We start from the raw sequence: 26,797 nt of genomic DNA on the forward strand, positions 1-26,797 counted from the left end.
ATGCGGGTGTTGCTGACGGGGCACAAGGGCTACCTGGGGACGGTGATGGCCCCGGTGCTCGCCGCCGCCGGTCACGAGGTCGTCGGCCTCGATTCGGGACTGTTCGAGACCTGCCTGCTCGGCCCCACGCCGGCCGACCCGGCCGGGCACGTCGTCGACCTGCGCGACGTCGAGGCGAAGCACGTCGAGGGCTTCGACGCCGTGATCCACCTGGCCGCGCTGTCGAACGACCCGCTGGGCTCGCTCGCGCCGGAGCTGACCTACGACATCAACCACCACGCGTCCGTGAAGCTCGCGAAGCTGGCCAAAGACGCGGGCGTGCAGCGGTACCTCTACGCGTCGACCTGCTCGGTGTACGGCGCGGGCGGCGACAAGCTGGTGAACGAGGACGCGCCGCTGAAGCCGGTGACGCCCTACGCCGAGTCGAAGGTCCGCGTCGAGGCCGACGTCCACGAGCTGGCCGACGACGACTTCACCCCGGTCTACATGCGCAACGCGACGGCGTTCGGCTACTCGCCCCGGCTGCGCGGCGACATCGTGCTGAACAACCTGACCGCGCACGCGCACCTGTCCGGCGAGGTGCTGGTGCTGTCGGACGGCACGCCGTGGCGGCCGCTGGTGCACGCCCAGGACATCGCGCGCGCGTTCACGGCGGCCCTGACCGCGCCGAAGGAAGCCGTGCACAACAAGGCCTTCAACATCGGCACCGAGGACAACAACGTCACCGTCGCCGAGATCGCCCAGGAGGTCGTCGAGGCCGTACCGGGCTCCACGCTCAACATCACCGGTGAGGCCGGCGCCGACCCGCGCTCGTACCGCGTCGACTTCTCGCGCTTCCGCGAAGCCATCCCCGGCTTCGCCTGCGAGTGGTCGGTCAAGGACGGGGCGGTCGAGCTCATCGAGGCCTACCGGAAGTTCGGACTGACCCGGGAGTCGTTCCAGCAGCTGTTCACCAGGCTCGCCTGGCTGAAGAGCGAGGGCGAAGCCGGCCGCGTCGACGCCACCCTGCGGCGGAAGTAGTGACCGGGACGCAGCTGCGAACGGGCGCGGAGCTGCACGCCCTGGTCGAACGGCTTTACCCGATCTGCCGCAGCATCACCGGCGACGGTGTGCGGCGGACCTTGGACGTCATCGGCGAGCACCTCGCGCTGGAGCGGCACGAGGTACCGACCGGCACGGCGGTGCTGGACTGGACGATCCCGCAGGAGTGGAACATCCGCGACGCCTACGTCGCCGCGCCGTCCGGTGAGCGGGTGATCGACTTCCAGGAGCTGAACCTGCACGTCGTCGGGTACAGCGCCCCGGTGTCGCGGCGGATGCCGCTGAGCGAGCTGCGGGAGCACCTGCACACGCTGCCGGACCGGCCGTCGTGGGTGCCCTACCGGACCAGTTACTACGCGCCGGCCTGGGGCTTCTGCCTCGCGCAGGACAAGCTCGACGCGCTGCCCGACGGCGAGTACGAAGTCGTCATCGATTCGACCCTGGAAGACGGCTCGCTGACCTACGGCGAGCACGTCGTGCCGGGCCGGGTCACCGACGAGGTCATCGTGTCGTGCCACGTCTGCCACCCGTCGCTGGCCAACGACAACCTGGCCGGCATCGCGGTGGCGATCTCGCTGGCGCAGCAGCTGGTCGACCCCTACTACACGTACCGGTTCCTGTTCATGCCCGGGACGATCGGCTCGATCACGTGGCTGGCGCGCAACCAGGAGCGGATCGACAAGGTCAAGCACGGGCTCGTCCTGGCCTGCGCGGGCGACCCGGGCTCGTTGACCTACAAGAAGTCCCGCCGCGGTGACGCCGAAATCGACCGCGTCCTGCAGCACGTGCTGAAGAGCCGAGAACACCGCGTTGTCGACTTCTCGCCCTACGGCTACGACGAGCGCCAGTTCTGCTCGCCGGGCTTCAACCTCGGCGTCGGGTCGCTGACGCGGACGCCGTACGCGGGCTACCCCGAGTACCACACCTCCGCGGACAACCCGGGCTTCGTTTCGCCGTCGGCCATGGAAGACACCCTCGGCGCGCTTCGGGACGCCTTCGGCGTCCTCGACCGCAACCGCCGGTACGTCAACCTCAGCCCGTACGGCGAGCCGCAGCTCGGCAAGCGCGGGCTGTACGACTCGCTCGGCGGCCGCAGCGACGCCAAGCAGGCCCAGCTGGCGATGCTCTGGGTCCTCAACCTCTCCGACGGCGAGCACGACCTCCTGGACATCGCCGAACGGGCCGGACTGCCCTTCGACACCGTCGACGTAGCGGCCGGCGCCCTGCGCGACGCCGGCCTGGTCAAGGAGTGAACGTGGTGACTGGTCAGCACCGGGCGGCGCCCCCCAGACGGAACGCGGGCCTCAAGGCGATGGCCGGCCGGCTGTCCTGGGGCCTCGGCGACCAGGCGGTGTCGAGCCTGACCAACTTCGCGATCGGCGTCTTCGTCGCCCGCGAACTGGGCGTCACCGCGTTCGGCATGTTCAGCCTCGCCTGGGTCACCTACGGCGTGCTGATCAACATCTCGCGCGGGCTCGCGACCGACCCGCTGATGGTCCGCTACAGCGGCGTCGACACCGAGGTCTGGCGCCAAGCCGTGGCCAGGGCGTCGCGGACCGCGCTCGTCGTAGGCCTGCTCGCCGGCGTCATCAGCGTGGTGTTCGGGATCGCGGCCGGCGGCGAGTTCGGCTCGGCCTTCGTCGCCCTCGGCATCGTCCTGCCCGCGCTGCTGCTGCAGGACAGCTGGCGCTTCGCGTTCTTCGCCTCCGGTGAAGGCCGCAAGGCGTTCTTCAACGACGTCGTCTGGGGCGTCGCGATGATCCCGACGATGCTGCTGGCCGGCCTGCACCCCACGGTCGTCACGTTCCTGCTGGCCTGGGGCGGCGGCGCGGCCGTCGCCGCCGGCTACGGCTACGTGCAGACCCGGCTGAAACCGGGCCTCGCCGGCGTCGGCGGCTGGCTGCGGGACCACCGCGACCTCGGCCCGCGCTACCTCGTCGAAAACGTCAGCAACAGCAGCGGGTCGCAGATCCGCATGTACGGCCTCGGCGCGATCGCCGGGGTCGCCGCCGTGGGCACCGTCCGCGGCGGCGAACTGCTGCTCGGGCCCTTCGTCGCCGTCCTCATGGGCCTCGCCTTCGTGGCGGTGCCGGAGGCCGCCCGGGTGGTCAAGCGCAACGTCCGCAAGCTGCCGCTGTTCGGCCTGGCGCTCGGCGGCTCGCAAGCCCTCGCCGCGCTGCTCTGGGGCACCGCGCTGCTGCTCCTGCTGAACGACCGGCTCGGCGAGTTCGTGCTCGGCGACGTCTGGCACACGGCGAAGGCGATGATCCTGCCGGCCACGCTCTCGGTGACCAACGCCAGCTTCATCGGCGGCGCGGCCACCGGGCTGCGCGCGCTCGGCGCGGCCAAGCGGAGCATGCGCTGCCAGCTGATCGCCTCCGCGCTCTACGTGGCCGGCGGGCTGATCGGGGCCGTCGTGGGCGGCGCGGTCGGCTCGGGCTGGGGCGTCGCCATGGCCACGTTCACCTCCGCCTTCGTCTGGTGGAGCCAGCTCCACCTCGCGGTTCGCGCCCACATCCGAACCCCTCAGGAATCGAGGACACCATGACCGGTGCACCACGGCTGACCATCGGACTTCCGGTCTACAACGGGGAAAACTACCTCGCCGAAGCGCTGGAGAACCTGCTCGCGCAGACCTACACGGACTACGAGCTGGTCATCTCGGACAACGCGTCGACCGACGGCACGCGGGAGATCTGCGAGAAGTACGCCGCGAAGGACGACCGGATCCGGTACGTGCGGCAGCCCCGCAACATCGGGGCCGCGCCGAACCACGACTTCCTCGTCCGCGCCGCCCGCGGCGAGCTGTTCAAGTGGGCGGCCCACGACGACCTGTTCGGCCCCGGCCTGATCGAAGCGTGCGTCAAGGCGCTCGACGAGCACCCGGAAGCCGTCCTCGCCCACTCGTACATGGCGATCGTCGACGAGCGCGGCGAGATCCTGGAGAACTACGACTACCAGCTCGAGACGGACTCGCCCGACCCCGCGCGCCGGTTCCGCAGCCTGATGTTCGGCGAAGGCGGCGACGACTACTACGGCGTGATCCGGCTGTCCGTGCTCCGCCGCATCGCGCCGCACGACAGCTACCACAACGCCGGCCGCAAGCTCGTCGGCGAGCTCTCGCTGCACGGCACGTTCGTCCAGGTGCCCGAGGTGATGTTCTTCCGCCGGGAACACCCGGGCCGCGGCGACAACCTGGGCACCGTCCAGCGGGTGTGCACCAACCTCGACCCGCGCCGCGCGGGCCAGTCGAAGGCCCGGCTCTACGCCGGGTTCGCGGCGGGCTACGTCTCCGCGATCCGGGAGGCGCCGCTGACGGCGACCGAGCGCCGGGACTGCTACCGCGTCATGGCGGAGTGGCTCGGCGGCAAGCCGCTGCGCAAGATCGGGCTGATGGCGTGACCCGGATCGGTTTCTTCGGCATCCTCGGCTCGGGCAACCTCGGCAACGACGGTTCGCTCGAGGCGGTCGTCTCGTACGTGCGCCGCCGCTACCCGGACGCCCGGCTCGACTTCCTGGCCATGGGCCCCGAAGAGCTCACCGCGCGCTACGGCGCGCCGGCGACGCACCTGCAGTGGTACGAGCCGCACGCCGGCGACGCCACCGGCGTGCGCGCCGCGGCGCTCAAGGTGCTCGGCAAGCTCCTCGACCCCGCCCGGACCTGGTGGTGGGTCCGCAAGCAGGACGTCGTGATCGTCCCCGGCATGGGCGTGCTCGAAGCGACCCTGCCGATCCGGCCGTGGGCGCTCCCGTACTCACTGCTGTGGCTGGGGATCACGGCCCGGCTGACGGGCGCCAAGGTCGCCCTGGTCAGCGTCGGCGCCGACTACGTCAAGAAGCGCGGGACCCGCTGGGTCGTCAGCCGCGCGGCCCGGCTGGCGCACTACCGGTCGTTCCGCGACGAGCACTCCCGGCAGGCGCTCGGCCGGATGGGCGTGGACGTCCGGGGCGACCACGTCTTCCCCGACCTCGCCTTCGCGCTGCCGGACCCCGAGCCGCGCGCCTCGACCGGGGCGGTCGGCGTCGGGCTGATGGAGTTCCACGGCGGCAACGACGACCGGGCCCGCGCCGACCGGATCAACGCGGCGTACCTCGGCACGGTCAAGCGGTTCGTGCGGCTGCTGGTCGACGAGGGGCGGCCGGTCCGGCTGTTCATCGGCGACGTCGCCGACCTCGACGTGCCCGGCGAGGTCATCGCCGACGCCCTGGCCCACAAGCCGGACGCCGACATCGAGGCCGAGCCGCTGACGTCGCTGGGCGACCTCATGCACCAGATGGCGGCCGTCGACACCGTGGTGGGCACGCGCTACCACAACGTGCTGTGCGCGCTGAAGTCCGCGAAACCGACGGTGTCGTTCGGCTACGCGCGCAAGAGCGACGTGCTGATGGCGTCGATGGGGGTCGGTGAGTTCTGCATCTCGGCCCGCGAGCCCGACTTCGACCGGCTGGTGGCGCTTTTCCGCGAGCTGGAGAAAAACCGCGACGAGGTCGTGGAAAACCTGGAGCGGCAGGCCAAGGAGATGGCCTCCCGGGTCGAAGACCAGTTCACCGAGCTTTCCGGGCTCGTCATCGACGGAGGTCGTGGGTGAAAGCCATTCCGGTGCCCGAGATCGAAGGCGCGTACCTGTTCGAGCCGACGCCCCACGCCGACGACCGCGGCTTCTTCAGCCGCACGTTCGACCGGGACGTCGTCGCGGCGGCGGGCATCGACCCGGACGGCTTCGTCCAGGACAGCCTTTCCCGCTCCCGCAAGGGCGTCGTGCGGGGGATGCACCTGCGCGGCGGCGCCGGCGAGGCGAAGCTGGTGCGGTGCTCGCACGGCGCGATCTTCGACGTCGTGGTGGATCTCCGACCGGATTCGCCGACGTTCCGGAACATCAAAACATTCGAACTGACCGGTGAATCGCAGGTTTCCGTGTACATCCCGGCGGGGTGCGCGCACGGTTTCCAGTCACTCACCGACCCCTCGGACGTTTCGTACCGCATCGACCGCGCGCACGATCCGGCCGAGGACATCACAATTTCGTACAAAGATCCCGAATTGGACATTTCGTGGCCGATTTCGATCACAATGGTGAGTGACCGCGACGAACGCGCGCCTACTCTCGGAGAGGCGTTCAAACCAACGAGGTGAGTCCTATGGGAACGTACTTGCCCCGCTCCACCGCGGCGAACGAGCGCCTGCACCGGGTTGTCCCCGGCGGCGCCCACACGTATGCGAAAGGCTCCGACCAGTACCCCGCGGGAATGGCCCCGGTCGTCTCGCACGGCCTCGGCGGCCACGTCTGGGACGTCGACGGCAACGAGTACGTCGAATACGGCGCCGGGCTGAGAGCGGTCAGCCTCGGCCACGCCCACCCGCGGGTCCTCGAAGCGGTGCGGGCGGAGCTCGGCAAAGGCAGCAACTTCATCCGCCCGTCGATCATCGAAGCCGAGGCCGCCGAGCGGTTCCTCGAGAACGTGCCGACGGCGGACATGGTGAAGTTCACCAAGAACGGCTCGGACGCGACGACCGCCGCGGTCCGGCTGGCCCGCGCCGCCACCGGCCGCCGGCTCGTCGCCCGCTGCGCCGACCACGCGTTCTTCTCCACCGACGACTGGTTCATCGGCACCACGGCGATGAACGCGGGCATCCCGGTCGAGACGACCGAAATGACCGTGTCCTTCCCGTACGGCGACCTGCCGGCGGCGGAGGAGCTGCTGCGGCGTCACGACGGCGAGATCGCCTGCATGATCCTCGAAGCGGCGGCCGCGGTGGAGCCGCCGCCGGGCTACCTGGAGGGCCTGCGCGAGCTGGCCACCCGCCACGGCGTGGTGCTGGTCTTCGACGAGATGATCACCGGCTTCCGCTGGTCGGCGCAGGGCGCGCAGGGCCTCTACGGCGTCACGCCGGACCTCTCGACGTTCGGCAAGGCCCTCGGCAACGGCTTCGCGATCTCGGCACTGGCGGGCAAGCGGGACCTGATGGAGCTCGGCGGACTGCGCGCCGGCGACCGCGAGCGGGTGTTCCTGCTCTCGACCACGCACGGCGCGGAGACCCACGCACTGGCCGCGGCGATGGCGGTGATGGACGTCTACCGCGACGAGGACGTCATCGGCCGGATGCACGCCCTCGGCGACCGCCTCGCCACGGGCGTCCGCCAGGTGGCGGCGGGCATGGGCGTCGAGAACCACGTGGTCGTCCGCGGCCGGGCGAGCAACCTGGTCTTCGGCACGCTGGACGAGCAGGGCAAGCCGTCCCAGCCGTACCGCACGCTGTTCCTGCGGGAGCTGATCAGCGGCGGCGTGCTCGGCCCGTCGTTCGTGGTCAGCGCGGCGCTGACGGACGAGGACATCGACAAGACGATCGACGTGGTCGCCCAGGCGTGCACGGTGTACCGGAAGGCACTCGACGCCAACGACCCGTCCCCGTGGACGGGCGGGCGGCCGGTGAAGCCGGTGTTCCGGCCGTTCGCCTGAACCGGGCGGTCACCCGGCGAAGGTGCTGCCCGCGTCCTGCCCGTACGACGGCCCGGTCCACTCCGCGACCGGGACCGTCGTCGCCATGTCGACGACCGTGAACCGCCACGGGCCCGAGTAGGTGTTGCCGTGCCAGTGGTTGGCCGCCGTGTGGACGATGTCGCGCTGGATGACGTCACCCTGGTACGGGGACCAGCTCGGGACCGTGCCCACGTTCGAGAACAACGCCATCCGGCCGCACTTCGCCGAGCAGCCCACCGTCGCGGGGTCGAACGCGAAGGTGTTGCCGTGGATGTCCAGTTCGGACGTCCACCAGCGACAGTCGCGGTACAGCGGGGGCGACGCGATGGCCGGGGGCGCGCAGCGGGCCGTGTTCGACGGGCCGACCACGCGGGTGCAGTCCGACGTCGTCGACGCCGGGGAGTTGCAGAAGCGGTCCGCGTTCGCCCAGGCCACGATGCCGTCCCAGTTGTCCTCCAGGTGGTTGCCGGTCACCTCGAGCTTCGCCGTCCGGGCCGGGACGCGGGCGTCGCCGCCGGCCTCGGACAGGTAGATCGCGCCCACCGGGAACGGGTCGCCCGACTCCGCCGCGCGCTTGCCGGCCACCCGGCCGTTGCCGCGCAGGTCGTTGCCGCGGATCGTCGCGTTGTAGGAGATCTCGTAGAAGATCCCGACGTCGTCGTTGTTCTCGATGACGTTGTCCTCGATGAGGAAGTCGTTGTCGTTCGTGTCCGCCCACAGGCCCGGGCCGCGGTTGTCGTGGATCCAGTTGCCGCGCACGTCGGCGCCGTCGACGGCCCAGAACTTCATCGCGCCCGTGCAGCCGCACCCCGGGACCTTCGACTCCCAGTCCGCGGTGTTGTTGCCGGTGAACTCGTTGCCCTCGACCAGCAGCTGCTTGATCCCGTTCCCGGCCTGGTAGGCGTTGAGCCCGTACTGACCGTTGTCCCGCAGGCAGTTCCCGACGATCCGGTTCGCGGCGCCGGCCATCAGCGCGGCACCCTCGTTGCGGGTCAGGGTGGTGTGCTCGACCAGCCAGCCGTCGCCCGAGTCGTGGTTGACGACGCCTTCGTCGCGCGGGGCCACGAACCCGGTCACCGTGAGGTTCCGGATCGTCACGTCCTTGGCGCGCCCGGTGAACGCGTACCGGTTGTCGTGGTTGCCGTCCAGGACCGCGCCGGGCGCGCCGGCGAACGTGGCGCCGTCGCCCGGGGAGATCTGCGAGTACTCGCCCGGCGTCAGCGTGTGCGTGCCGGGTGCGAACCAGTAGGTGGCGCCCGGGACGCCGAAGTCGATGCCCGCCGCGCTCCCGGCCGGGACGACGACCGCGCCCGCCGGCGGCTCGGCCGGGCCCAGGAGATCCTTGCTGTCGCAGACTTCGGCGCGCTCGGCGGCGTGCGCGGCCGGCGCCGGGACACCACCGAGGAGTGCCACCGCCAGCAACAAAACCCGTGCTCTCACGGGCAGAAGATAAGGCCGTGATCGACCTCAGCGGCGGGCTTTCACCCTATCGATGACGGCGTCCACCAGGGCCGCAGTGGCGGTCACCAGCGCGATCGCGACGCAGAATCCCCCGAAGGTGTCGGAGAGGTAGTGGACCCGGTTCGAGGTCTGCGACCACGACATCGTCGCCGCGAGCAGCAACCCCAGCGCCAGCACCAGGGCCGTCCCACGGACGCGGCCGAGGCCGTACCGGGTGGTGAGGAACAGGCCGATGACCAGCCCCGCGGAGGTCAGGAACGCGGTGTGCCCGCTGGGGTAGGACAGGTTGTCGCCGTTGATGAACCGCGAGGCCACCGGTTTCGCCAGCGTCGTGACGACCCCGGTGACGACCGGGCCGGCGACGATCAGGATCGTGAGCCGCGTCTGGCCGGACCGGAGGAACACGACCCCGAGGACCACGACGATCAGGGCGGCCCCGGCGGGATCCCCGAGCGAGCCGACGACCCACGCCACGCCGTAGACGAACGGCGGTTCGATGCTCCCCCGCAGCGCCCGGTACACGGTCTCGTCGAGGTCCGTGCCGACGGTGTGGCCGTGGAACAGGAACCCCAGCACGACGGCCACCACCGCCGCGACGACCGCGACGGCGAAGAGCGGCGCCCGCACCGGCCGGGGAAGGGCGGGCGCGGCGGCCGCGGGCCCCACGCGCGTCACCGACCTGACCACCGGACCACCTGCACGTACCGATCATACGGGCGCACGGCGCTCGGTCAGCTCCAAATGTCCTGGTGCACGTTGAAGATCACGCGCGACCCCTGCCGTTCGAGCTGGATCGGGAGCTCCTTCATCCCGGACAGCCGGTCGCGCACCGCGTGCTGGTGCTCCAGCGGGCACGACACGAGCAGGAAGCCGCCGCCGCCGGCCCCGGTCACCTTCGCTCCGGTGGCTCCCGCGCCGAGCGCCGCTTCCACGGCGTCGTCGATCTGCTGGTTCGACACCCCGGAAGCCAGCGCGCGCTTGGCGTCCCAGCTCTTGCGCAGGGCCGTGCCCAGCGCGCTGACGTCCAGTGCGCGCAGGCCGTCGGCCGCTTCGCCCGCCAGGTCGACCAGCTGCTTGAGCTGGGGCAGGCGGTCGCCGACGTTGGCCGTCTGCTCCCCCAGGATCGAGTCCGCTTTGCGGGTGATCCCGGTGTAGAACAGCATCAGCTCGTCCTGCAGCTCGCGCCACTGCGGGCGCGGCAGCTCGATCCGCTCCACCTCCGTGGCGTCGCCGGGGCCGAAGCGCAGGTCGCACAGCCCGCCGTAGGCGGCCGCGTACTGGTCCTGCTTGCCGATGGGCTTGCGGCAGCGGTCGATCTCGATGGCGCACGCCCGGTCCGCCAGCTCCTTCGCCGTCACCTGACGGCCCTGGTAGGCGAACAGCGCGTGCAGCAGCCCGACGGTGACCGAAGAGGACGATCCCAGGCCGGACCCGGCCGACGGGATGTCCGCGAGGGTGGTGATCTCGACGCCGCCGCGCACGCCGGTCATGTGCATGGCCTCGCGCACGAGCTCGTGCTCGAGGTCCTCGACCCGCGAGACGATTTCCTTCTTGGAGTAGTTCACGTAGATGTCGTCGTCGAAGCGCTGCTTCACGACGACGTAGATGTACTTGTCGATCGCGGCGTTGAGCACGCGGCCGCCGTGCTCCCGGTAGTACACCGGCAGGTCGGTACCGCCGCCGACGAGGCCGATCCGCAGCGGGGTGCGCGTGATGATCATCCTGCTCGCCTCTCCCATTGTTCCCGCGCGCTCGCGAGCGCCGCGGGCGTGCCTATGTCGAGGAAGTACGCGTCGCCGATCGAAACCGCCCGCGCCCGGCCGACCAGCTGCGGCAGCAGGTCGTAGCCGATGTCCCGCGGCGGCGGCCCGATGAGGTCGAGCACTTCCGGCGAGAACGCGTACATCCCGGCGTTCGCGAGGTTCCCCGGCGGGTCCTCGGGCTTCTCGAGGAACGCGGTGACGACGCCCTCGCCGTTCACCGTGACGATGCCGCACCGCGAAGGCTCCGGGGTGACGAACACCGACAGCGTCGCGAGCGTGCCACCCGCCTGGTGCGCGTCGATCAGGACCCGCAGGTCGAAGTCGGTCAGGTTGTCCGCGTTGAGGGCGAGGAAGCTCTCCTCGTGCTCGACGAAGTCCCGGTTGGCCGCCAGGGTCCCCGCGCTGCCGAGCAGCTCCGGCTCCTCGGTCAGGCGCACCGAGGGCCCGCCACTCCGGCCGGCCAGGTGCTCCCGGACCAGCGGCGCGAGGTGGTGCAGGTTGACCAGGACCTCGTCGACGCCCGCGGCTTCGAGCGCTTCCAGCCAGATGTCGAGCATCGGCCGGCCGCCGACGGGCACCAGGCACTTCGGCAGCCGGTCGGTCAGCGGCCGCAGCCGGGTGCCGAGGCCCGCGGCGAGGAGGAACGCCTTCATCCCCCGGCCTTCCGGACGACGCCGAGCGAGCGCATCTTGGCGTTGGCCTCGGTGAGGATCTCGTCGAGGCCGGGCATGTCCCGCAGCCACTCCGCGTACTCCGCGACGGACTCGGCGGGCGAGCGCTGCGGCTTCCAGCCGAGCTCCTTGAGCGCGTCGATGTCGGACAGGATGTGCCGCGTGTCGCCGAAGCGGTACTCGCCGCTGATCACGCCGGGCTCCGAAGAGCCGTACTGCCGCTGCACGACCTCGGAGAACTGCTGCGTCGTGTACGCCTCGCCGCCGCCGACGTTGAACACGCGGCCCGCCGCCCGCGGGTCGGTCAGCACCAGGACGTTCGCGTCGACGACGTCGTGGATGTTGACGTAGTCGCGGATCGCCTGGCCGTCTTCGTACAGCGTGGGCGCGGTGCCCAGGAGGTAGTGCAGGTTGAAGATGCGGCAGGCACCGGAGTACGCGTTGTACACTGACTGCCGCGGGCCCTGGACGATGCTGTAGCGCAGCGCCACCGTCGGGATCCCGTACCGGCGCCCGAGGTTCACGGCGACGACTTCCTCGCCGTGCTTGGACATGCCGTAGGCGTTCTGCGGGTTCGACACGCGCTCCGGCGTCGTCAGCATGGTGAGCGGACCGTCGCACACCGGGCACCGGACGTCCCAGTCCGCGGCGATCAGCCGGCTCTCCGGGCGCATGCCGGGCGTCTGCTCGCCGTGCTCGGCGCAGCGGTAGAGCCCCTCGCCCATCGCCGCCTGGGAAGAGGCGACGACGACGCGCGAGATGTCGAGCTGCTCGGCGACGATGATCTCGTAGATCATCGCCGTCGACGTCACGTTGACGTCGGTGAACTTCGCGAAGTCCGGCAGGTAGTCCTGGTAGGCGGCGAAGTGGTAGACGGCGTCCGTGCGGCGCAGCAGGTTGCGCATCAGGTCGCGGTCGCGGACGTCGCCCTCGAAGAAGTCGACGCCGGGCGCGAGGTAGTTCGGCTTCCCGCCGCGGTGCACGGGCGAGACCACCGCGTCCAGCACGGTGACGTCGTGCCCGAGCCCGACGAGCCGGTCGCACGTGTGCGAGCCGATGAACCCGGCGCCGCCGGTGACCAGGATTCTCAACGTCCACTCCGGAGGGCGTGTACTTCGCGGTAGACGGCCAGGGTCTTCTCCGCGGTGGCCGCCCAGGTGAACTCGCCGGCCCGCTCGGGACCGCTCTTGCGCAGGCGCTCGTTCTCGGGCCCGCACGCCTTGACGATCGCGTCGGCGATCGAATCGGCGTCCTTCGGGTCGGCCAGCAGCGCGGCGCCGCCGGCGGTCTCCGGCATGGCGGTCACGTTGGACGTCACGACCGGGCAGGCCGCGGCCATCGCTTCGAGGATCGGCAGGCCGAACGTCTCGTTGTGCGACGGGTAGACGAACACGTCCGCGGCCCGGTAGAAGTGCACGGTCTCGCTCAGCGGCACGCCGCCGACCCACAGGATGTCGCCGCCGACGCCGAGGCCGTCCGCGAGCGCCTTCAGGCCGCCGATGTACTCGGTGTCGCGGCCCGGCCCGACGACGACCAGCTGCCGGTCGCCGAGCTCGGCCTTCGCCGCGGCGAACGCGCGGATCAGGCCCTCGCAGTTCTTGTACGGCCACAGCGAAGAAACGAACAGCACGAACTGCTTGCGCACCCCGTAGGTGTCCGCCACGTGCCGGAACGCTTCTTCGCGGTCGCCCGGGTTGAACAGCTCGTGGTCCACGGCTTCCGGGATCAGCCGGATCTTCGCCGGGTCGATGTCCAGGTACCGCTTGGCCTCTTCGACGAGGCTGTCGGAGTTGAGGACGACCGCGTCGGCCTTTTCGACGGTGCGCGGGTAGCTGAACTGCCGGTACAGCCGCGCGCCGCGCGAGATCGCGTCCGGCGTCGTGTACGCGTGCAGCGTCTTGATGTGCGCGACCAGCCCGGGCGCCGACTTCACGATCGGCGCCATCAGCGTGTTCAGCACGTCGATGCGCCCGAGCGGCAGCCGGACGGGCGAGTAGAGGTGCTCGGAGAGCGTGCGGAGGTTCCGCTTTTCGTTGGACCACGGGAAAGTGATGTACTCGACGCGGTCGCCGTAGCCCTGGTGCGTCGGCTTCGACTTCGGGCTCACCAGGAGGTGGAACGATTCGCCGGCTTCGAGCCGCCGGGCCATTTCCGGGATGACCCGGGTCCAGAACCAGTGCGCGCCCGACGGGTTGCCGGGATCGTCCGTGAGCAGGTTGATCGCGACGCGCATGCGGTCAGAACGTCTGGGAGACAACGGCATCGGGGGTCATCCTCGCTTGTCGGACGTACTGGGCCAGCAGGTGCATGCAGCCTTGGTGGACGTCTTCGATCACGCCGTAGTTGACGGAGTCGACGTGGACCGAAACCGTCGCCTTGCTGCGGGCCGGGCCGCCTTCGAAGCCGGTGAAGGCGATCGTCGGCACCTCGTGGGCGGCGGCCCACTCGAGGGCGCGCACGATGTTCGGCGACCGGCCGGACGACGAGATGACGATGAGGACGTCGCCCGCGCGGGCCTGGGACTGGAGCTGGTACTCGAAGACCTGCTCGTACCCGAGGTCGTTGGCGATCGCGCTGAACAGCTCGACGTTCGTCGACAGGCTGTGCACCCGCGTGGTGAGCCCGGTCCCGTTGCGGACGCCCTTCAGGTGGTCGCACTGGAGGTGGTTGGCGATCGAGGCCGACCCGCCGTTGCCGCAGGCGAAGATCGTCGCGTCCCGGTCGTGGGCCGCGGTCAGGACCTTCGCCGCGCGGCTGATCTGCTCGAGGTCGACCGTGCCGAACGCGCGGGTGATCTCGTTGACGTACGCGCCGCCGTAGGAGTCCGCCCGGTGGAAGCGCGCGGACGGGAACTTCGGCACCCCTTCGGCGGTGGTGTGCCCGGGCGGGGCCTTGAGGTCGTCGGCGCCGAGGATGACCCGGACGGCGGCGGCGAGGTCCGGGTAGGTGTCGACGCCGTGCACGGCCGAGCTGGGCGGCCCGACGTGCAGGGCCCGCGCGCCCACGGCCTCCGCGAGCCCGACGTCCGACGGGCTGTCGCCGACCACCCACGAGGCGGTCAGGTCGAGGTCGAGGGCCTGCGCGGCGGCCAGGGCCATGCCGGGACCGGGCTTGCGGTCGGCGCTCGGCCGCGCGAAGGCCGGGATGACGCCGTCGGTGTGGTACGGGCAGAACAGCCAGAGGTCGATGTGCGCGCCGTGCCGGGCCAGCTCGGCGATCATGTACTTGTGGACCTGCTCGACGTCTTCGATGCCGTAGTAGCCGCGGGCGACCCCGGCCTGGTTGGTGACCACGGCCACCGGGAGGCCGGCGCGGTTGAGCGCCGCGATGGCTTCGATCGCGCCGTCGATGAACTCGACCCGGTCGACCGAACCGACGTAGCCGCTGTCCACGATGATCGTGCCGTCTCGGTCGAGCAGCACCCCTGGTCGGCTCACGGTTCGACCACCTTCACCTTTGTCGGAATGGGCGCGGGGCGGTCCCGCACCGGAGAATTTCGCGCCCGCGCCTTTGAGGTCGTCCCCGCCAGGGGCATCGTTACGTCCGGCGTCGGGGTGGTGAGCAACCAGGAAGCGAGCGCCAGGTGGAGCAGATAGGGCGACGCGTCACCGAGTCCGGCTTCGGTGTAGGAAGCGAGCAGGCAGTAGCTGACGAGGAACAAAGCGCACGCCCGCGCCGGTGACGGGGCCCGGGAAATCGCGGAGACGACGAGTGTCAGCAGGAAAAGCACCACGATCACGACACCCATGTAGCCCTGTTCGTGGTAAACGGCGAGCCAGCTGTTGTCGATCGGCAAGCCGTCGAACGACTTGTTGGACAATCCCGTGCCGAAAACCTGCTCGAACCACGTCCGCGGCATGTCCAGCAGGCGGCCCCACACCTTCGCCCGGCCGGTGAGGTTCGCGAAGTTCTCCTTGTCCTGCCCGCGCAACAGCCAGGCCTGGATGAACGCGCCGAGCAGCACGGTTCCGGCGCCCGCCACCGCGATGCCCCACATCACCACCTTCCGGGCCCGGGCGCTGGTGAGCAGCATCGACAGGCCCGCCACGGCCAGGCCGACCACCAGTCCCGCCGTCGCGGTCCGGGTGTGGGTGAGCAGCAGCAGCACGAGGGCCGGGCCCGAGATGATCGCGACGCTCCGGCCGGTGGTGAGCTTGTTCAGCCAGAGCAGCACGCTGAGCCCGATCGCGATCGCCGCGTACTGCCCGACCTGGGTCGCGGTGAGCGGCCACAGCACCCCCGTGAGCCGCCCTTCGTTGTCCTGGGCCAGCGCCATGCCGGGCGCGACCCCCAGGCCGATCGCGACCGTGACGAGCAGGGCGGTCAGCACGCGCACGTGGTGCTTGACGAAGTGCAGCACGTTGTCCATCCACGGGCTGATCAGCCACAGCGTGCCGATGAACAGGGCGAAGCGCGCGCACCGGAACAGCGAGCCCCAGCCGGACGCCAGCCGCGCGCTGCCGGCCAGGCTGCCCACGAGCATCAGGGTCAGCAGCAGCAGGTACGCGCTCGGCCGGAGCTTGAACCGCGGGTTGATCGCCAGCGCGAGCACGAACGCGAACCCGACCGACGACATGGTGAGGATCTGCTCGACCGAGCGCGGGATCGGCAGGATGGACGGGCCGAGCGAGCCCAGGGTGTTGAAGACGAGCAGGGACCACACGACGCAGACGACCTTCACGGCCTGTGCGGTGCGCGGCACGTCCGGCGCGGTGTCCCCTCGCGTCATCAGCTGCCTCCGGCCGGGTCGAACGTGCTGCCCTGGTCCTGCTTGTACAGCGTGGACTGCCACTGCGCGGGGTCGACGACCTTGCTGGCTTCCTCGGGCACGAACGTCCACGGCCCGGAGTAGCGGTTGTCGTGCCAGCGGTTGTTCTGGTGGAAGGTGATGGCCTGCTCGACCGCGTCGTCCTTGTACGGCGACCAGTCGGGTGTGGTGCCGAAGTTGGACAGCAGCCCCATCCGGGCGCACATCGCGCGGCAGTCGATCACGGCCGGGTCGACGGCGAACCGGTTGTCGTGGATGTCGACGTTCTGCGTCTTCCACCGGCAGTCACCGCGCAGCGGGTCCTTTTCGATGGCCGGCGCCGCGCACTGCGCGACGTTCGGGACCAGGCGCGTGCACAGGCCGGTCGAAGAGTTGGCCGGGCTGTTGCAGAAGCGGTCCGCGTTCTCCCACAGCGTGATGCCGGCCCAGTTGTTCTCCATCGTGTTGCCGGCGATCTCGATCTTCGCGGTCCGCGCCGGGACGCGCGGTTCCCCGCCGGATTCGGAAATGTAGATCGCGGCGACCGGGAAACTGTCGTCCTTCTGGACGTATTTGCGCCCGGTGACGAGGTTGTTCCCCTTGATGAGGTTGTCGCGGATGGTCGCGTTGTAGCTGGCTTCGTAGAAGATCGCGGCGTCGTCGTTGTTTTCGATGACGTTGCCTTCGATCAGGAAGTCGTTGTTGTTCGTGTCCGCCCAGATGCCGGGGCCGCGGTTGTCGTGGATCCAGTTCCCGCGGATGTCGGCGCCGTCGACCATCCAGAGCTTCATCGCCCCGCTGCAGCCGCACCCTTCGGAATACTTCTTCTCGACGTCCTCGGCGTTGTTGCCGACGAACTCGTTGCCCTCGACGACGAGCTTGCCGAGCTCGCCGCAGCAGCCGTTGAGGCCGTACTGGCCGTTGTTGCGCAGGCAGTTTCCCTTCAGCACCTGGTGGGTCCCCGCCATCACCGCGGCGCCGAGGTTGCCGGAGAGGTCGTTGTCCTGGATCGTCCACTCCGGACCGGAGTCGTGGTTCACCGCGCCCTCGTTGTCGGGCGTCCGGAAGTTGGTGACGGTCAGGTGCTCGATGGTCACCTTCGCCGACTTGCCGGTGAAGGCGTACCGGTTCACCTGCCGGCCGTCGACGATCGCGCCGGGCGCGCCGATGTAGTGGTCGCCCTCCTTCGGGGCCACCTGCTCGTACTCGCCGTCGGCCAGCGTGTGCGTGCCGGGGGCGAGCCAGAACGTGGTGCCGGGCGGGTTCGCCGCCGTCTTGGCGACGAGGTCGCCGCGGACCGCCGGGTCGACGGTCACGGCGCCGGCCGGCGCGGTCGCCGGCCCCGCCGGCAGGTGCCCGCAGACGGCGGCGACCTTCGGCGTGTTGTCCGGCGGCGGCTCGGCGGTGCACGCCCCCAGCGTCAGCAGGAGCGCTCCGAAAAGGACCCCGAGCGGCCGCTTCATGACGCGAAACCGAGGCGGGTGGTCAACGTCCGGCCGGGGACGGCGCGGCCGGTGCCGACGAGCGTGGTCGCCGGTTCCCGGACGCCGAAGCCCGGCGAGTACCAGCCGAGCGGCGGCTCCTGCTCGCCGCGGTGCGACGTCCACGTGAGGGACTCCGGCAGGGTCAGCGCCGCCGTGCGGCGCTCGCCGTCACGCTCCCACGACAGCCGGGCACGGCTCTCGCCCAGCACGACCCGCACGTCGGGGCCGAAGTGGAACGCGAGCCGGACGGTCGTGCCCTCCGCGCGGAGCACCTCGTCGGTGATCGTCAGGTCGGCGCCGGCCAGTTCCACCGTGCGGCGGTGGACCGCCGGGGCGTAGCCGTCGTGCGCCGCCGACCAGCGCGACGGGCCGTCCTCCGGAGTGTGCACGGCGAGCACCTTCGTGACCGCGTGCCGCGTCCACAGGAACGGCCCGCCGGACACCGACTGGTCGGTGCCGTCCAGTTCGAGGGTGTTGTGGCCGAGCGTCGAGCGGAAGTACGACCGCCACTGCGGTTCGCCGTGGTAGCAGAACGTGCCGGGGTCGGCGAGGATGTCGACGCCGTCGTGGCGGACCTCGACCGAGAGCGCGTCCGCGTGGGCGTGCGCGGCGATCGACAGGAAGCCGTGCGGGCCGCCGTCGCAGCGGGCCCAGACGCGGCCCGAGCGCAGGATGGTCATGCCCGCGTCCCGCAGCTGCGCCGGGCGCCGGTCGGGCCGGACGCCCGAAGTCCGCGGGGTCCGGAGGGCCAGGGACGCCAGCAGCGGCGTCCGGACGTCGTCACCCGGGACCGCCGGCCACCAGTCCAGACGGCCGAAGAGCGCCTCACCGGTGGAAAGCAGCGAAGCCCAGCGGTCGGTGTCGGCGCCGTCGACGACCAGGCCGTAGCCGTCGTCGGCGTCGCCCTGCCGCGGCGGCCGGAGCCGGTCGTCCACAATGGACGCCAGCGCGTCGGACATCCGGAGCAGCACGGCCCACGTGCTTTCCGGCACCGGCGTGCCCGCGACGTCGGCCTCGACCGCCGCCGCGAGGCCCAGCTCCAGCACCAGGCCGTGGTACTCGGACGCCAGTTCGGCGTTGAGGCCGGACTCGAAGGTGTTGCGGCCCAGCTGCACGTCCAGCGAGCGCATCGCCTCGGTCCGCCAGCCCGCAGACTCCGGGAACCAGCCGAACGCGCACGCCGCGGCCAGCAGGCCGGCGTCCTCGGCGATCACGTGGTTGTTCGCCGACGAGCCGTGGCTGCGCAGCGTCGAGAGCCAGTTCTGGTGGTGCCACAGCTGGAGCTGGAAGTCCGGGTTGTCCTCGAACAGCTCGTCGACGCCGGCCCAGCCGTCGAGCAGGCGGCGCGTCCAGACCCACGACAGCAGCCGGATGCCCAGCTCGATGCCGCTGATCCAGTGCGGCCCGCGCAGCGGCGGGTTGGCCGCCCACCACGACCGCAGGTGCTCGGCCACGCGCTCCGCGTACGCCGAGGTGCCGGTCAGGGCGTACGCCGCGGCCAGCACGGTCAGGTGCTGGTGGCGCGACGGCTCCCAGATCTGCTTGATGTCGCCGACCGCGTCCTCCGACCGGTACGGCACGTCGAAGGCGTAGCCGTCGTGCGGCGCACGCCGGCCGGTCTTCGGGTCGAGGAACCAGTCCGGCGCCACGAGGTCCGTGCGGACGACGCCGAAGTACTCGGCGCGGCCCGCCATCAGCTCGTCGGCGGTGACCAGCAGCCGCTTGACGCCTTCGCCGGACACCTTGCCCAGCACGCCGTCCGGCAGCACCGCCGTGAAGCGCGGGTGCGAAGGCCAGAGCGGCGGCTCGGGCGGCTCGGACCGCCACTGCCGCTGGACGACGGCGTGCCGCGCGCGCCCGACGACCTCCGCCGGCCCCATCCGGGACAGCCGGCGCAGGTACCAGCCGGGACCCATCATGCCGGGGCACCCGCCTTCCGCGGCAGCTCGATCCGGACCGGCGCCGCGTTGGCGACGCTCGTCTGCGCGGCGAGCGTGGCGAGGGTCGTCGCGGCCATCGACGCGACGGAGATCGGCATCGGGCCACCCGTGCGGACGGCCTCGAGGAAGGCGTTGACCTCGGCGGCCTGGCCCTTGTCGCGGCCCTTGGGGATCCGCGAGCTGGCCCACTTCTTGCGCGAGTACACCGAAGCGCGGACGAAGTCGTCGAACTTCAGGACCTTGCCGTCGGCGGTGAGGTCGAGGGTCTCCTTCGGGAAGCCGGACGAGCCGGTCTCCGCGTAGGTGATGACGGCCGTCGAGCCGTCCTCGTACCCGAGGGTCACCTGGAGGTCGCCGGTGGCGTAGACCGAGACCGGGTCGGCGTCGAGCAGCCAGCTCACGGTGTCGATGAAGTGCCCGCCCTCACCGGCGAAGCGGGAGCCCTCGGTGGCGGTCTGGTTGTACCAGCTGCCGTGGTCGAGGCGGCCGGCGTTGACCAGGTACCGGACGGTGGCCGGGCCGACGCGCGGGCCGAACTGGCCGCGGGCTTCGTGCAGCAGCGGCGCGAAGCGACGGTTGAAGCCGACCTGGAGCCGGTCGTTGCCGGACTCCTCGATCGCGTCGAGCACCTTCTGCAGTTCCTCGGGCGAGAGCGCGAGGGGCTTCTCGACGAACACCGTCTTGCCCGCCAGCAGCGCGCGGCGGGTCAGCTCGGCGTGCGAGCTGTGGCGCGTCACGACGAACACCGCGTCGATCGAGTCGTCGCCGAGGACGTTGTCGATGTCGGTGGACGCCTCGGCGAAGCCGAACTTGCGGCGCGCGTTGGCGCCGGAGAGCGCCGACGTCGTCGCGACGTGCTCGAGGCGGACGTCGTCGCGTTCCACGAGGTGCGGCAGCAGCATCGACGACGCGTAGTTCCCGGCGCCGATGAAGCCCAGCCGCACCGGCTGCCCGGCCGGCAGCGGCGCGGCCTTGTGCTCGACCAGCCCGACGCGCGCGGCCGTCACGACCGGCTCGGTCCTGGCGACCGCGTCCGGGTAGCGGAACAGCACCGCGACGGCTTTCAGCTCGCCCTCGTTGAGCGCCTGGTACGTCTCGACCGCCGACGAGAAGTCCGAAACGTGCGTGATCAGGGGCTCGACGTCGAGGCGGTCGCGCGCGATCAGGTCCAGGACGCACTCGAGGTTGCGGCGCTCGGTCCAGCGGACCTGGCCGATCGGGTAGTCGCGGCCTTCGAGCTCGTAGGACGGGTCGTAACGGCCCGGGCCGTACGAGCGGGAGAACCGGACGTCCAGTTCCTTTTCGTAGTAGGCGTTCCACGGCAGGTCGAGCTTGCACTTGCCGATGTCGATCACGCGGCCGCGGTCGCGCGACAGCTTCGCGGCCAGCTCGACCGGGTCGTTCGTGTTGCCGCCGGCGGCGAGGTAGGTCTGGTCGACGCCCGCGCCGTGCGTCAGCTCGGCGACGGCGGTGTCGACGATGCCCGAGCCCGGGTGCGCGCAGGTCAGCGCGCCGAGGCTTTCGGCGAGCTTGCAGCGCTCCGGGTCGGGGTCGACGCCGAAGACGCGCACGCCGGAGGACACCAGCAGCTGCACCACGAGCTGGCCGATCAGGCCGAGGCCGATGACCAGGGCGACGTCGCCGATCTGCGGCTCGCCGCGGCGGACGCCCTGCATGGCGATCGAGCCGACGGTGCCGAACGCCGCGTGCCGCGGGTCGACGCCGGCCGGGACGCGCGAGTAGAGGTTCTTGGGCACCCAGTTCAGCTCGGAGTGCAGGGCGTGCTCGTTGCCCGCGCAAGCCACGAGGTCGCCGACCGCGACGTCCGTGATGCCCTCGCCGACCTGCTCGACGACGCCGCACAGCGAGTAGCCGAGCGGGGTGTAGGAGTCCAGTTTGGACGTCACCTTGCGGTAGGTCGCGGCGAGCCCGTTGGTGGCCACGCTCTGCATGACCTTCGCGACCTGGTCCGGGCGAGCCTTCGCCTTGCCCACCAGGGACATGCTCGCCTCGGACACCTTCATCATCTCGGTGCCGGTCGAGATCAGCGAATACACCGTGCGGACGAGCACCCCGCCCGGCTTGCAGGCCGGCTCGGGGACCTCGAGCAGTGCCAGCTCACCGCTCTTGTAGTTCTGGACTACCTGCTTCACTTCGCTCCCGCCAATGCGTTCCGGTACCAGTATTCGAGGGTCAGGACGTGCCAGAGGTGCTTGCCGCGGTCCTCCTGGCCGGCCGCGTCCTCGGCGACCATGCGCTGCAGCGCTTCGCGGCGGAGGAACCCGGACTCGACGAGCACGCCTTCGTTGACGACTTCCCGCACCAGCGGCGCCAGGTCGCGGCTCATCCAGGCCCGCAGCGGCGCGCTGAACAGGCCCTTCGGCCGGTGCACGATCTCGCCGGGCAGGATGTTCTCCGCGGCCTTCTTCAGCGCCATCTTCCCGGCGCGGCCGACGATCTTCTCGCTGCCGGGGATCTTGAACGCGGCCCGCACGACCTCGACGTCGACGAACGGCGTCCGCACCTCGGTGGACGCCGCCATCGTCGACCGGTCGGTGTAGGTCAGGTTCAGGCCGGGCAGGAACATCCGCGAGTCGGCCAGGCACATCCGGTTGACGAAGTCGTCGAGCGCCTGGTCGTGGTAGGTGTCGGCGTGCTCGGTCAGGACGGCGTCGACGTCCGCCGCGAAGTCCGGGTTGACCAGGTCGAGCAGCTCCGCGCGGTCGTACATCGTGTAGCTGCGCCGGAACGCCGTCTCCTCGGGCAGGCCCGCGAAGGACAGGAATCGCTTGGCGAACCGCACCGACCGGTACCCGCGCTTGGCCGACGCCACCGGCAACCGGTCCACGATGGACTCGACCGGCCTGCGGACCGCGCCCGGAACCTTGTGGTAGCGCAACGCGATCAGGTTCGCGAGGTGCTTGCGGTAGCCGGCGAACAGCTCGTCGGCGCCCATCCCGGACAGCATCACCTTGACGCCGGCGTCGCGCGCGGCCGTGCAGATGAGGAACGAGTTGATCGCCGCCGGGTCGCCGATCGGCTCGTCGAGGTGGTAGGTCATCTTCGGCAGCAGGTCGAGCACCTGCGGCGCGATCTCGATCTCGTGCAGGTCGACGCCGAACTGCCGCGCGACGATCCGGGCGTACTCGAGGTCGTCCGGCATGGCCTCGAACTTGGCGTCCTCGGCGCGGAACCCGATGGTGTAGGCGGAGATCCCGGGTCGCGACCGAGCGGCCAGCGCCGTCAGGTAGCTGGAGTCCAGGCCACCCGAGAGGAACGTCGCGACCGGGACGTCGGAGATCAGGTGCTTGGCCGTCGACTCGGCGATCACCTCGTGCAGGTCGAGTTCGCCGTCGAAGGCCGCGCCCTCCTCGGCGACCTCCCGCAGCGACCAGAACCGGCCGCGGTCGACCTGCCCGTCCGGGCGGCAGCGCAGCCACGTGCCCGGCGGCAGCTTCTCCGCGCCCTGGTAGGCGCACCGGCTGTCGGGCACCCAGTAGTAGAGCAGCGACGCGATGAGCGCGGCGTTGTCGACCTGCAGCGACCCGCCCAGCTCACCGGCCAGCGCTTTCAGCTCCGACGCGAAGACGACCCCGCCCCCGCGCCGCACGAAGAACAGCGGCTTGATGCCCAGCTGGTCGCGGACCAGGAACAGCTCGCCGGTGCCCTCTTCGAACATCGCGAAGGCGAACATCCCGCGCAGCTTCGCCAGGCAGTCCGTGCCCCAGCGCCGCCAGGCCTGCAGCAGCACCTCGGTGTCGGACGTGCCGCGGAACCGCACGCCCGCGGCCTCGAGTTCGGCCCGCAGCTCCGGCGCGTTGTACAGCTCGCCGTTGTAGCTCAGCGCGAGGCCGTCGAGGACCATCGGCTGGGCGCCGGTCTCGGTCAGGTCGACGATCGAGAGCCGCCGATGTCCCAAGTGGACGTCGCCGGCGCCGGCGGCGTGGTCGTAGCGGCCGGAGCCGTCCGGCCCGCGGTGGGCCAGCGTCTTCGTCAGCCGGTCGGTGAGCGGCCCGCCGTCCGGCCAGAGGTAGGTGCCTGCGATGCCGCACATCCCGAGTGGGCTCCCCTTCGTCGCGGCGCGGTGGTCAGGAGACCTCCGCGCTCTTTTCTGGCTCGAGGTCGGCGTTCAGTTCGCCTTTGTGCGTCGGTTCGCCGTGGTCGCGCTTGAACGGCGTCGGCCGCTTCGGCGGTTTGACCGGGGCGAACTTCTTCGTCGGCGCGTCCAGGTGGTCCGGCACGCTGACCTGCCCGGGCTCCGGCAGCGGCGGGGCGGGCTTCTCGACCGGCTTCGGCGGCGGGGCCACCGGCCGGACCGGCGCGATCCGCCGCGTCGGCGGTTCCACGACCGCGACGCGCTCGGCGATGCGGGCGGCCAGCTCGTCGATCCGGTCCTCGTGCTCGACGACCGGGACGCGCTGCACCGGCGGCCGGCTCTTGGCGCGGCCGCGCAGGGCCGTGAGCAGGCCGTCCCACAGCGTGCCGTCGGACTTGTCGCGCGGGTCCGGGTCGACCAGCACGACGCCGATGATCGGGATCTCCTCGTCGGCGAGCTGCCGCGCGACCGTGTGCAGCCACAGCGTGTTCGCGTGCCCGGCCTTGACGACCAGCACGGTCTCCTTGCCGAGGTGTTCGAGGTCCGTCCACGCCGTGCCCGGTGCGACCGAGCCGACGCCGATGCGGCGCTCGTCCGGCCCGGGCTCGGGGTCGCCCGCCCCGACCACGGTGACCGTGCTCTTGGTCTCGGCCACGAGCTTGCGGACGTCCTCGTGCGGCAGGTCGTCGACGACGCTCGCCGTGCCGTCGGCGGCCAGCTCCTCGGCGATGTCGAGGGCGAGCGCGGCGGCGACCTTGGGCGCGCCGAGCTCCAGCAGCGACACCTGTGGCCGGTCCTTCCGGATGGCGCGGACCAGGGTCGTGGCGACGCGCTTGCGGTCGGACACGGCCCGCGAGCGCCGCCAGAACCGGGCCGGCCCGGGCAGCTTGCTCCGCAGCTGCGCGATGACCGAAGCGCCGAGCCCGGCGGAGATCTCGCCGCGCAGCACGGGCTTGTCCCGCGAGATCGCGGCGACGGCGGCGAACGCGAGCCCGAGCGCCAGGCCGAGCCCGAGCCCGATGGCGCCGTTCAGGCCGGCGGTCTTCAGCATCGCGCTGGGCAGCTGCCGGGCCGCGTCGACGACCTGCGTCCCCGCGGTCACCTGCGGGTTGCCGATCCCGGCCTGCTGGGCGCGCGAGGAGAAGTCCGAGATCTGCGACGTCAGCGCGGCGCGGCGGCTGTAGAGCCCTTCGAGGGTGCTGGGGTTGGAGTTGCGGCCCTTGGCCGTCTCGTCGTTGACCTGCTGGTCGACCGTGGCCAGCTCGTCCTGCGCGGTCTTGCGCTGGTCGAGCAGGGCCTTCGCCTGCGCGTCGGCGACTTCCTTGTCCCGCTTCACGTGGTCGGCGATGAAGGTGTCGGCCAGCGCCTTCGCCTTGGCGACGGCGTCCGGGCCGGTCTTCGCCTTGACCGTGACCTGCATGATGTTGTTGCTCAGCCCGAGGCCCGTGTACTCCTTGGCGAAGTCTTCGGGCCGTTCGGTGCTGCCGATCGCCTTCAGGGCCTGGCCGGCGATCTGGGTCGTCTGGAGGACCGTGACGTCGGTGCGCATCAGCGAGCCGCTGTCGGTCGGCGAGTCCTGCGCGTGCGCGATCATCATCGTCACCACCGCGGTGGGCGGCGGGGGCATGAAGACCGTGACCGCCGCGCCGCCGAGCAGGCCGAGCAGCGCGGTGCCCAGCCAGAAGCGCTTGCGGCGGCGGATCGAGACGACCAGCCGCTGGAGGTCGATCAGCGGCGCTGCCTGGGTGTTCGGGTTCGTCACGGTCGACCTGCCATGGCTTCGCCGGGAGCCCCGGAGGTGGACGAGGGCTCGTGGCCGGAGGACAGCACGGGACAGGTGACGACCACGCCGGCGATTTCACGCCCGGCTTCGGCGGCGGCCGCGGTGAGTTCGGCCAGCTCCCAGTCGATCCGGGTGCCGAGGCCGGTCACGACGACGGCGGTGTCTTCGCCGTCCGGGACCAGGGGCCGTTCGGGCGACACCCGGCAGACCCGGGCCGGGACGCCCATCCGCTCCGCGACTTCGGCGAGCCCTTCGGCGGCCGTCCCCGAGCCCGGGTCGTCGTCCGGCACCAGCAGGAGGACACCGCGTGCGTCGGCGTCGAGGTGCTCCAGCACCCGGCGGAACCGGATTTCGCGCTGGCTGTCGCCCTCGGCGACCGCGACCGGCGGCAGCAGCCAGGGCCGGTCGGCCCCGAGCAGGTGCCGGACCCGGCCGGCCAGGCCGGCGGCCGCCTTCCCCGCCGCCGGCGCCGGTTCGACGTCGACGAGCGCGAGCACCCGGGCGCCGAGCGCGGCGGCGATTTCGTCCTGCTGCCGCAGCCGGCGGTCCCGGCGGTACGCCACGAGGTGGCCGAAGATCCCGATCACCAGGAACGCGAGCGCCCCGCCGACGGTGAACTGCACCGGCGTCGGCGAGGCCTGGCCGTTCGGGGCGGGCGCGGTGCCCATCGCGACCGCGTTGTTGCTGCCGACGGTGGCGTCGGCGGCGCCGAGCGCCTTCATCGCCTGGTCCAGGGACGTCCGGAGGCCTTCGAGCTGGGTCCGGGCCTGGACGCTCTCGACGGTGAGGTTCCCGCCGTTGTCCTTGGCGAGGTCGTCGATCTTCTGGGTGGCCTGCCGGACCTGCTGGCGCAGGGCTTCGCGCTGCTCGTCCGCGAGCTGGGAGGACGCGTCGCCCGAGTTGGTCGCCAGCTGCCCGGCGTACTTCACGTACTGCTGCGCGACCTGGTCGGCGAGCTGCTGGGCGTGCTCGGCGGTGTCGGCGGACGCGGTGATGGTCACGATGTTGCCGTTCGCGGCCGCGGTGGTGATCTGGTTCTTCAGGTCGTTGCCGCTCGGGTGCCACGACAGCTGCGCGGCGGCGCGCTCGAGGACGACCGAGCTGGTCGCCACCTCGGCCTGGGTGAGCAGTTCGTCGGCCTGCCGCGGCCCTTGCAGCAGGACGCTCGACGTCGTTTCGTAGCCGGGTGAGAACAGCACGGACGCGCCGAACCCGGCGGCCGCGCCCAGGACGGCGAGTGCGGCCAAGAGCCGCCAGCGCCGGCGGAGAACCTGCCCGATCAGGGCCAGGCGCACCGTGTCGTCAGTCAACGGCGGTATCTCCATTCCTGA

Annotated in this window: 21 protein-coding genes; 7 read left to right on the plus strand and 14 right to left on the minus strand. The window is 71.1% G+C overall.

Annotated features, from left to right (window positions below):
• Genes ACYVLJ_RS06510 through ACYVLJ_RS06540 form a run of 7 tightly spaced genes read left to right on the plus strand, consistent with a single transcriptional unit; the run spans nucleotide 1 to nucleotide 7,500 of the window.
• The gene (locus ACYVLJ_RS06510; protein WP_460438051.1) at nucleotides 1-1,020 is read left to right on the plus strand and encodes an NAD-dependent epimerase/dehydratase family protein; all 1,020 of its coding nucleotides are present in this window, start codon (nucleotides 1-3) and stop codon (nucleotides 1,018-1,020) included.
• Complete coding sequence (locus tag ACYVLJ_RS06515; RefSeq protein ID WP_460438052.1) at nucleotides 1,020-2,294, plus strand: DUF4910 domain-containing protein; 1,275 nt, start codon at nucleotides 1,020-1,022, stop codon at nucleotides 2,292-2,294. The genes ACYVLJ_RS06510 and ACYVLJ_RS06515 overlap by 1 nt, the downstream gene beginning before the upstream one ends.
• Nucleotides 2,295-2,353: 59 nt before the next feature.
• Nucleotides 2,354-3,589, plus strand: coding sequence for an MATE family efflux transporter (locus ACYVLJ_RS06520; protein ID WP_451982936.1), 1,236 nt, complete (start codon nucleotides 2,354-2,356; stop codon nucleotides 3,587-3,589).
• Complete coding sequence (locus ACYVLJ_RS06525; RefSeq protein WP_451982519.1) at nucleotides 3,586-4,443, plus strand: glycosyltransferase family 2 protein; 858 nt, start codon at nucleotides 3,586-3,588, stop codon at nucleotides 4,441-4,443. Before ACYVLJ_RS06520 ends, ACYVLJ_RS06525 begins: the two co-directional genes overlap by 4 nt.
• Nucleotides 4,440-5,630, plus strand: a complete 1,191-nt coding sequence (locus tag ACYVLJ_RS06530; RefSeq protein WP_460438053.1) for a polysaccharide pyruvyl transferase family protein — start codon at nucleotides 4,440-4,442, stop codon at nucleotides 5,628-5,630. The genes ACYVLJ_RS06525 and ACYVLJ_RS06530 overlap by 4 nt, the downstream gene beginning before the upstream one ends.
• A complete protein-coding gene (locus tag ACYVLJ_RS06535; RefSeq protein ID WP_460438054.1) occupies nucleotides 5,627-6,175 on the plus strand; it encodes a dTDP-4-dehydrorhamnose 3,5-epimerase family protein in 549 nt (182 codons plus the stop codon). The genes ACYVLJ_RS06530 and ACYVLJ_RS06535 overlap by 4 nt, the downstream gene beginning before the upstream one ends.
• A gap of 5 nt (nucleotides 6,176-6,180) precedes the next feature.
• Nucleotides 6,181-7,500 carry a glutamate-1-semialdehyde 2,1-aminomutase gene (locus tag ACYVLJ_RS06540; protein WP_451982528.1) on the plus strand — a complete coding sequence of 440 codons (1,320 nt, stop codon included), beginning with the start codon at nucleotides 6,181-6,183 and terminating at the stop codon, nucleotides 7,498-7,500.
• A 9-nt stretch (nucleotides 7,501-7,509) separates the two neighbouring features.
• On the opposite strand, the gene ACYVLJ_RS06545 is transcribed toward ACYVLJ_RS06540, so the two are convergent.
• Genes ACYVLJ_RS06545 through ACYVLJ_RS06610 form a run of 14 tightly spaced genes read right to left on the minus strand, consistent with a single transcriptional unit; the run spans nucleotide 7,510 to nucleotide 26,776 of the window.
• On the minus strand, nucleotides 7,510-8,961 hold the full coding sequence (locus ACYVLJ_RS06545; protein WP_460438055.1) for a right-handed parallel beta-helix repeat-containing protein: 1,452 nt from the start codon (nucleotides 8,959-8,961) through the stop codon (nucleotides 7,510-7,512).
• Nucleotides 8,962-8,988: 27 nt separating this feature from the next.
• Nucleotides 8,989-9,657, minus strand: a complete 669-nt coding sequence (locus ACYVLJ_RS06550) for a phosphatase PAP2 family protein (RefSeq protein WP_460438056.1) — start codon at nucleotides 9,655-9,657, stop codon at nucleotides 8,989-8,991.
• A 56-nt stretch (nucleotides 9,658-9,713) separates the two neighbouring features.
• Nucleotides 9,714-10,703, minus strand: a complete 990-nt coding sequence (locus tag ACYVLJ_RS06555; protein WP_451982537.1) for a GHMP family kinase ATP-binding protein — start codon at nucleotides 10,701-10,703, stop codon at nucleotides 9,714-9,716.
• Nucleotides 10,700-11,398 (minus strand): nucleotidyltransferase family protein, encoded by a 699-nt coding sequence (locus ACYVLJ_RS06560; protein ID WP_460438057.1) that lies wholly within the window; start codon nucleotides 11,396-11,398, stop codon nucleotides 10,700-10,702. Before ACYVLJ_RS06560 ends, ACYVLJ_RS06555 begins: the two co-directional genes overlap by 4 nt.
• Complete coding sequence (locus ACYVLJ_RS06565; RefSeq protein ID WP_460438058.1) at nucleotides 11,395-12,507, minus strand: Rossmann-fold NAD(P)-binding domain-containing protein; 1,113 nt, start codon at nucleotides 12,505-12,507, stop codon at nucleotides 11,395-11,397. Before ACYVLJ_RS06565 ends, ACYVLJ_RS06560 begins: the two co-directional genes overlap by 4 nt.
• Nucleotides 12,504-13,649 carry a glycosyltransferase family 4 protein gene (locus ACYVLJ_RS06570; protein ID WP_460438059.1) on the minus strand — a complete coding sequence of 382 codons (1,146 nt, stop codon included), beginning with the start codon at nucleotides 13,647-13,649 and terminating at the stop codon, nucleotides 12,504-12,506. Before ACYVLJ_RS06570 ends, ACYVLJ_RS06565 begins: the two co-directional genes overlap by 4 nt.
• 4 nt (nucleotides 13,650-13,653) lie before the next feature.
• Nucleotides 13,654-14,853, minus strand: coding sequence for an HAD-IIIA family hydrolase (locus tag ACYVLJ_RS06575; protein ID WP_451982548.1), 1,200 nt, complete (start codon nucleotides 14,851-14,853; stop codon nucleotides 13,654-13,656).
• Nucleotides 14,850-16,145: an O-antigen ligase domain-containing protein gene (locus ACYVLJ_RS06580; protein WP_460438060.1), complete on the minus strand. Its 1,296-nt coding sequence runs from the start codon at nucleotides 16,143-16,145 to the stop codon at nucleotides 14,850-14,852. The genes ACYVLJ_RS06575 and ACYVLJ_RS06580 overlap by 4 nt, the downstream gene beginning before the upstream one ends.
• A complete protein-coding gene (locus tag ACYVLJ_RS06585) occupies nucleotides 16,145-17,626 on the minus strand; it encodes a right-handed parallel beta-helix repeat-containing protein (RefSeq protein ID WP_460438061.1) in 1,482 nt (493 codons plus the stop codon). The genes ACYVLJ_RS06580 and ACYVLJ_RS06585 overlap by 1 nt, the downstream gene beginning before the upstream one ends.
• Nucleotides 17,623-19,566, minus strand: a complete 1,944-nt coding sequence (locus ACYVLJ_RS06590) for a heparinase II/III family protein (RefSeq protein WP_460438062.1) — start codon at nucleotides 19,564-19,566, stop codon at nucleotides 17,623-17,625. Before ACYVLJ_RS06590 ends, ACYVLJ_RS06585 begins: the two co-directional genes overlap by 4 nt.
• The gene (locus tag ACYVLJ_RS06595; protein ID WP_451982560.1) at nucleotides 19,563-21,740 is read right to left on the minus strand and encodes a bi-domain-containing oxidoreductase; all 2,178 of its coding nucleotides are present in this window, start codon (nucleotides 21,738-21,740) and stop codon (nucleotides 19,563-19,565) included. The genes ACYVLJ_RS06590 and ACYVLJ_RS06595 overlap by 4 nt, the downstream gene beginning before the upstream one ends.
• Entirely contained in the window at nucleotides 21,737-23,641 is a 1,905-nt protein-coding gene (asnB, locus tag ACYVLJ_RS06600) for an asparagine synthetase B family protein (RefSeq protein WP_460438063.1), read from the minus strand. The genes ACYVLJ_RS06595 and asnB overlap by 4 nt, the downstream gene beginning before the upstream one ends.
• A gap of 34 nt (nucleotides 23,642-23,675) precedes the next feature.
• Nucleotides 23,676-25,445: a GumC domain-containing protein gene (locus ACYVLJ_RS06605; RefSeq protein ID WP_460438064.1), complete on the minus strand. Its 1,770-nt coding sequence runs from the start codon at nucleotides 25,443-25,445 to the stop codon at nucleotides 23,676-23,678.
• Nucleotides 25,442-26,776, minus strand: a complete 1,335-nt coding sequence (locus tag ACYVLJ_RS06610) for a GumC domain-containing protein (protein WP_460438065.1) — start codon at nucleotides 26,774-26,776, stop codon at nucleotides 25,442-25,444. The genes ACYVLJ_RS06605 and ACYVLJ_RS06610 overlap by 4 nt, the downstream gene beginning before the upstream one ends.
• Between the last annotated feature and the right edge of the window lie 21 nt (nucleotides 26,777-26,797).

This window comes from Amycolatopsis stemonae (genome assembly GCF_054781455.1).

Bases quoted from the DNA above. Each gene is read 5' to 3' on its own strand.
- ACYVLJ_RS06590 (WP_460438062.1), bottom strand. From the start codon at position 19,566: ATGATGGGTCCCGGCTGGTACCTGCGCCGGCTGTCCCGGATGGGGCCG.
- ACYVLJ_RS06540 (WP_451982528.1), top strand. From the start codon at position 6,181: ATGGGAACGTACTTGCCCCGCTCCACCGCGGCGAACGAGCGCCTGCAC.
- ACYVLJ_RS06560 (WP_460438057.1), bottom strand. From the start codon at position 11,398: ATGAAGGCGTTCCTCCTCGCCGCGGGCCTCGGCACCCGGCTGCGGCCG.
- ACYVLJ_RS06510 (WP_460438051.1), top strand. From the start codon at position 1: ATGCGGGTGTTGCTGACGGGGCACAAGGGCTACCTGGGGACGGTGATG.
- ACYVLJ_RS06555 (WP_451982537.1), bottom strand. From the start codon at position 10,703: ATGATCATCACGCGCACCCCGCTGCGGATCGGCCTCGTCGGCGGCGGT.
- ACYVLJ_RS06525 (WP_451982519.1), top strand. From the start codon at position 3,586: ATGACCGGTGCACCACGGCTGACCATCGGACTTCCGGTCTACAACGGG.
- ACYVLJ_RS06585 (WP_460438061.1), bottom strand. From the start codon at position 17,626: ATGAAGCGGCCGCTCGGGGTCCTTTTCGGAGCGCTCCTGCTGACGCTG.
- ACYVLJ_RS06570 (WP_460438059.1), bottom strand. From the start codon at position 13,649: ATGCGCGTCGCGATCAACCTGCTCACGGACGATCCCGGCAACCCGTCG.
- ACYVLJ_RS06580 (WP_460438060.1), bottom strand. From the start codon at position 16,145: ATGACGCGAGGGGACACCGCGCCGGACGTGCCGCGCACCGCACAGGCC.
- ACYVLJ_RS06520 (WP_451982936.1), top strand. From the start codon at position 2,354: ATGGCCGGCCGGCTGTCCTGGGGCCTCGGCGACCAGGCGGTGTCGAGC.
- asnB (WP_460438063.1), bottom strand. From the start codon at position 23,641: ATGTGCGGCATCGCAGGCACCTACCTCTGGCCGGACGGCGGGCCGCTC.